Origin of the sequence: Streptomyces albidochromogenes (assembly GCF_005981925.1) — a bacterium.
Classification (GTDB): domain Bacteria; phylum Actinomycetota; class Actinomycetes; order Streptomycetales; family Streptomycetaceae; genus Streptomyces; species Streptomyces albidochromogenes.
On record NZ_VBVX01000366.1, the window covers coordinates 1 to 5,856 of the forward strand.

Below are 5,856 nucleotides of genomic sequence, written 5' to 3' on the forward strand. Positions count from 1 at the left end.
CCCCTACTCCTCGCTCGGCACAGCCGCTTCACGTGCCGCGTCCGGACCCTCCGCCAAAAGGACGGCAAATCCTTCTTCGTTCAGGACGGGCACCTTCAACTGCATGGCCTTGTCGTACTTCGAACCGGGACTGTCGCCCACCACCACAAATCCGGTCTTCTTTGAAACAGATCCGGTCACTTTTGCCCCGAGGCTCTGGAGCGCCTCTTTCGCGCCATCCCTGGTGTAGTTCTGCAGGGTCCCGGTCACCACGACCGTGAGACCCTCCAGCGGGCGCGGCCCCTGCTCCTCGCCGGCCCCCTCCTCCTCCGTCCGGACCCCGGCCGCCCGCCACTTGCGCAGGATCTCCCGGTGCCAGTCCTCTTCGAACCACTGTTTGAGCGAGGCGGCGATGGTGGATCCCACGCCCTCCACGGCGGCCAGTTCCGCCTCCGTGGCCTGTTCGATCCGCTCCAGCGAGCGGAACTCGCGGGCCAGCGCCTCCGCCGCCACCGGCCCCACGTGGCGGATGGAGAGGCCGGTGATGACGCGGGCCAGCGGTCGCTGCTTCGCAGCCGCGATGTTCTCCAGCATGGCGAGGGTGTTCTTCTTAGGCTCACCCTCCTGGTTGGCGAAGAAGGTGACGATCTTCTCCTCGCCCGTCTTCGGGTCGCGCTTGGGCAGCCCGGAATCCTGGTCCAGGACGTACGACTTGATGGGCAGCAGCTGCTCGACCTTCAGGTCGAAGAGGTCGCCTTCGTCGCGCAGCGGCGGCTGGGCCGGCTCCAGCGGGCGGGTGAGCGCGGCCGCCGCGACGTACCCGAAGTTCTCGATGTCGAGGGACTTGCGGCCCGCCAGGTAGAAGAGTCGCTCCCGCAACTGGGCAGGGCAGGAACGGGCGTTGGGGCAGCGCAGGTCGATGTCGGCCTCCTTCATCGGCCGCAGCGGCGTACCGCACTCGGGGCACTCGGAGGGCATCACGAACTCCCGCTCGCTGCCGTCCCGCAGGTCCGCCACCGGCCCCAGGATCTCCGGGATGACGTCGCCGGCCTTGCGCAGCACCACCGTGTCCCCGATGCGCACGCCCTTGGCCTTCACCACTTCCTGGTTGTGCAGGGTGGCGAACTCGACCTCGGAGCCGGCCACCGTCACCGGCTCCACCTGGGCGTACGGCGTCACACGTCCCGTGCGCCCGACGCCGACCCGGATGTTGACCAGCTTGGTGTTGACCTCCTCCGGCGCGTACTTCCAGGCGATGGCCCAGCGCGGCGCCCGCGAGGTGGAGCCGAGCCGGCCCTGGAGCCGGATCTCGTCGAGCTTGACGACGACGCCGTCGATCTCGTGCTCCACGGAGTGCCGGTTCTCACCGAAGTACGCGATGAACTCCCGTACGCCCGCGAGGTCGTTCACGACCCTGTTGTGCCGGGCGACCGGCAGACCCCACTCGCGCAGCAGCTCGTACGCCTGCGACAGACGGTCGATCTCGAAGCCCTCGCGGGCGCCGATGCCGTGCACCACCATGTGCAGCGGGCGGCTCGCGGTGACCTTGGGGTCCTTCTGCCGCAGCGAGCCGGCCGCCGCGTTGCGCGGATTGGCGAACGGCTTGTCCTCGGCGGCCACCAGACGGGCGTTCAGCTCCTGGAACTTCTCCATCGGGAAGTAGACCTCGCCGCGGATCTCGACCAGGTCCGGGATCCGGTCCCCCCGCAGGCGGTCCGGGATGCCCGCGATCGTACGGACGTTGGGCGTGATGTCCTCGCCGGTGCGCCCGTCGCCGCGCGTCGCGGCCCGGGTCAGCCGGCCCTTCTCGTACGTCAGATTGACCGCGAGGCCGTCCACCTTCAGCTCGCACAGCAGGTGGTACGGGACGGCCCCGAGCTCGTTCGCGACGCGCTCCCCCCAGGCCGCGAGCTCCAGGTCGTCGAAGGCGTTGTCGAGGGAGAGCATGCGCTCGCGGTGCTGGACGGCCGTGAACTCCGTCTCGTACGCCCCCGCGACCTTCTGGGTCGGCGAGTCGGGCGTCCGCAGCTCGGGGTACTCGTCCTCCAGCGCCTCCAGCGTCCGCAGCAGCTGGTCGAACTCCGCGTCGCTGATGACCGGCTGGTCCTTCACGTAGTACCGGAAGCGGTGCTCCTCGACCTGCTCAGCGAGGTGTGCGTGCCGCTCCCGCGCCTCCGCGGGTACCGCCGCCTGCTGTTCGCCAGCCACCGTCTTGTCCTCCCGTTTCCGATTCCCGTTACTCAGGGTTGTCCGCGAGCGATCTCGCCGCCCTGGCGCAGTGCGCGAGCGCGGCGCGCGCGTACGCGGGGGACGCCCCCGCGAGCCCGCACGACGGGGTGATCACCAAGGACTCGGCCAGAGTCCCCGGATTCAGCCCCAGCCTGCGCCACAGCGTCCTGACACCCATGACGCTACCGGCCGGGTCGGACAATGCCGTGTCGGTGCCCGGCACGATTCCGGCGAACAGCCGCGTACCGCCCTCGACCGCCTCGCCGATCGACTCCTCGTCACGCTCGGTGAGCAGGGAGAAGTCGAACGAGACCCCCGAGGCGCCGGCCCGGCGCAGCAGCGCGAACGGCACGTCCGGCGCGCAGGAGTGGACGACGACCGGCCCGTCGGCCGCCCCCATCACCTCGCGCAGCGTCCCCTCGACGACCTGGCGGTCCACGGCCCGGTACGTCCGGTACCCGCTCGCCGACCTGACCTGCCCGCGCAGCACGGCCGTCAGCGACGGCTCGTCCAGCTGGAGCACGACCCGCGCCCCCGGCACCCGCCGCCGCACCTCGGCGAGGTGCGCCCGCAGGCCCTCGGCCAGCGAGCCCGCGAGGTCGCGGACGGCGCCCGGGTCGCCGAGCGCCGCCTCGCCGCCACGCAGCTCCAGCGACGCCGCCAGCGTCCACGGCCCGACGGCCTGCACCTTCAGCGGCCCCGTGTACCCCTGGGTGAACTCCTCCAGCGCGTCGAGGTCCTCCCCCAGCCAGGACCGGGCGCGCCGGGTGTCGCGCCCCGGCCGGTCGCTGAAGCGCCAGCCGCTGGGTTCGAGGTGGACGTACATCTCGGCGAGCATTCCTGCGGTCCGGCCGATCATGTCGGCGCCGGGGCCGCGCGCGGGCAGCTCCGCGAGGTACGGGAAGTCCTCGAACGACCCGGTGACGGTCCTGGCGGTCTCGCGGGCGTCCCCGCCCGGCATGGACCCGACGCCGGTCGCCGGACCCCACACGTGACCGCTCTCGTGCGCGCTCATCGGCCCGGCCGCACGGTCAGGTCGTTGACCTCGGCGTCGCGCGGGAGGTCGAGGGCCATCAGGATCGTCGTCGCGACCGACTCGGGGTCGATCCAGCGGGACGGGTCGTACTCCTTGCCCTCCTGCTGGTGGACTTTCTCCTGCATGGCACTGGCGGTGCGTCCCGGGTAGACGGAGGTGACGCGCACGCCGTTGCCGTGCTCCTCCTGGCGCAGGGAGTCGGCCAGGGCCTTCAGGCCGTGCTTGCTGGCGGCGTACGGGCCCCATTCGGCGTGCGCGGTCAGCCCGGCGCCGGAGTTGACGAAGACCACGTGGCCCTTGTCCTGGCGCAGTTGGGGCAGGAAGAGCCGGGTCAGCTCGGCGGGGGAGACCAGGTTCACATTGAGCTGGCTGTGCCAGGTCTTGGTGCCCAGGTCGCCGATGCGGCCGAGGTCGACGACGCCCGCGATGTGCAGCAGCGAGTCCACCCGCTCCGGCATCGGCTGGTGCGAGAACGCCCAGGAGAGCCGGTCGGGGTTGGCGAGGTCGCCGACGAGCGTACGGGCGCCCGGGAAGACGTCCGCGAGCTGCTTGGCGCGGCCCGCGTCGCGGGCCATCAGGACGACGTCGTCGCCGCGCTCGTGCAGGCGGCGGGCGACGGCCGCGCCGATGCCGGACCCCGCTCCAGTGATCACATGTGTAGCCATGGCGCCCATGCTCGCATCACTGGACGCCGGTCGACTCCTCAAGGTAGGCGAGTGCCGCGACGCCGTCCTCGGCGAAGAACACCAGGTCGGTGAGGGGTACGGGCAGAAAGCCCTCCGCCTCCATCCGCTGGAACTGGAGCTTGAGGCCGTCGTAGAAGCCCGCCGTGTTCAGCAGCACCACCGGCTTGCCGTGCAGACCGTGCTTCTTCAGCTCCAGTATCTCGGTGGCCTCGTCCAGCGTGCCGGTGCCGCCGACCATGACGACGATCGCGTCGGACTTGGCGAGCAGCAGTGCCTTGCGCTCGGCGAGGTCCTTGGCGATCACCATCTCGTCGGCGTCCTGTCGCGCCACTCTGTGCAGGAACTCCACCGAGACGCCGACGAGCCGCCCGCCGGCCTCCTGCACGCCGTCCGCGACGACCTTCATCAGCCCGGCCTCCGAGCCGCCCCACACCAGGGTGTGGCCGCCTTGCCGATCAGTTCGCCGAATTCCCGGGCGGGGCGGGTGTAGCGCTCGTCGAGGTCGGCGGCGGAGAGGAAGACGCAGATGTTCAGTGCCATGGGGAAGAACCTACGCCGCACGGACGCTGGAGAGGGAGACGGCCGCCGCACCTCACCGACCGGGCCGCCGCACCCCACCGACCGAGGAGAGAGCCGCCCGTGACCGCAGGACACCGCATCACCGTCGAGCAGGGCACCGAGCATGTGCGCGTCACGTACGGGGGGCGGGTGCTGGCGGAGAGCCGCCGTCCGCTGCTGCTGCGCGAGACGGGCCTGCCGGTGCGCTACTACCTGCCGCCCGACGACGTCAGGACCGACCTCCTGACGCCTTCGGACAAGCGCACCCACTGCCCCTTCAAGGGGTACGCCTCGTACTGGTCGGTGCCGGGCGCGGCGGATCTGGTGTGGGCCTACCTGGACCCGAAGCCGGAAGTGGCCGCCGTGAAGGGGCACTTCTGCTTCTACGAGACGGAGGTCGTCGGTTCGCGGTGAGATTCTTCGCCCGGGAGCGATGAGTTCCGGGACGCCGCGCGGTCAGCACCTCATGAGCAAAGTGATGTCTCGTGACGGCACGCCCCTGGCCTGTGAACGGCTCGGCGACGGACCGCCGTTGGTCCTGGTGGGCGGCGCGTTCGCGACGGGCGCCGCCGAGGCGCCGCTGGCGGCGCTGCTCGCGCCGCGCTTCGGCGTCCTCACGTACGACAGGCGCGGTCGCGGGGGCAGCGGGGACACCGCCCCCTACGCGGTCGCGCGCGAGGTCGAGGACCTGGCGGCCCTGGTCGAGGACCAGGGCGGACCGGTGTCGGCGTACGGCATGTCGTCGGGCGGGGCGCTGGTCCTGGAGGCGGCGGCGAGCGGCGTGCCGTTCGAGCGGATCGCCGTGTACGAACCGCCCTTCACAGCGGCCGGGCCGGCGGACAGGGCCGCCGGGGCGCGGTACACCGCGCGGCTCGGGGAGCTGCTCGGCGCGGGTGACCTCGGGGGCGCCGCCGAGCTCTTCCTGTCGATGGCGGGCATGGCGCCCGACGTGGTCGCGCACCTGCGCGGCTCGCCGATGTGGCCGGAGCTGGAGGCGGTGGCGCCGACTCTGGCGTACGACGACGCGGTGATGGGCGACGGCACGGTGCCGGTGGAACGGCTGGGTTCGGTGAGGCAGCCGGTGCTCGTCGTCGACGGCGGCGCGAGCCCACCGGCGATGCGGGAGGCGGCCCGGCGGGTGGCGGGCGCGGTGCCGCGCGGCCGCCACCGCACCCTGACGGGCCAGGTCCACGACGTGGCACCGCACGTACTGGCCCCGGTGCTGCGGGAGTTCTTCGCGGAGTGAAGTACCGCTGCGGGCAACCCGGCTGACTGCATGTCATGCAGTTCGCCGGGTGTTGGCCGGAGGTTGCGCGCGATGTCATCCGCGGCGTCGAGACGGGGGGGTGACGTGAGCCGGGGCCGGCG

The 5,856-nt window shown here is 71.7% G+C and carries 5 protein-coding genes and 1 pseudogene; 2 read left to right on the forward strand and 4 right to left on the reverse strand.

Annotated features, from left to right (window positions below):
* Positions 1-3 precede the first annotated feature (3 nt).
* The 4 genes and pseudogenes from ligA to E2E34_RS30155 all read right to left on the reverse strand — a co-directional run bounded on the left by ligA (position 4) and on the right by E2E34_RS30155 (position 4,464).
* Positions 4-2,187 (reverse strand): NAD-dependent DNA ligase LigA, encoded by a 2,184-nt coding sequence (gene ligA / locus E2E34_RS30140; RefSeq protein WP_138905038.1) that lies wholly within the window; start codon positions 2,185-2,187, stop codon positions 4-6.
* A 28-nt stretch (positions 2,188-2,215) separates the two neighbouring features.
* The gene (locus E2E34_RS30145) at positions 2,216-3,223 is read right to left on the reverse strand and encodes a methionine synthase (RefSeq protein WP_138905039.1); all 1,008 of its coding nucleotides are present in this window, start codon (positions 3,221-3,223) and stop codon (positions 2,216-2,218) included.
* Positions 3,220-3,909 (reverse strand): SDR family oxidoreductase, encoded by a 690-nt coding sequence (locus E2E34_RS30150; protein WP_138905040.1) that lies wholly within the window; start codon positions 3,907-3,909, stop codon positions 3,220-3,222. Before E2E34_RS30150 ends, E2E34_RS30145 begins: the two co-directional genes overlap by 4 nt.
* Before the next feature lie 16 nt (positions 3,910-3,925).
* Positions 3,926-4,464, reverse strand: a pseudogene (locus tag E2E34_RS30155) (LOG family protein).
* 105 nt (positions 4,465-4,569) lie between these two features.
* Between E2E34_RS30155 and E2E34_RS30160 the strand changes: the two are divergent.
* Positions 4,570-4,902 (forward strand): DUF427 domain-containing protein, encoded by a 333-nt coding sequence (locus tag E2E34_RS30160; RefSeq protein ID WP_138905041.1) that lies wholly within the window; start codon positions 4,570-4,572, stop codon positions 4,900-4,902.
* Between the two features lie 52 nt (positions 4,903-4,954).
* On the forward strand, positions 4,955-5,734 hold the full coding sequence (locus E2E34_RS30165; RefSeq protein WP_138905042.1) for an alpha/beta fold hydrolase: 780 nt from the start codon (positions 4,955-4,957) through the stop codon (positions 5,732-5,734).
* Positions 5,735-5,856: the final 122 nt, after the last annotated feature.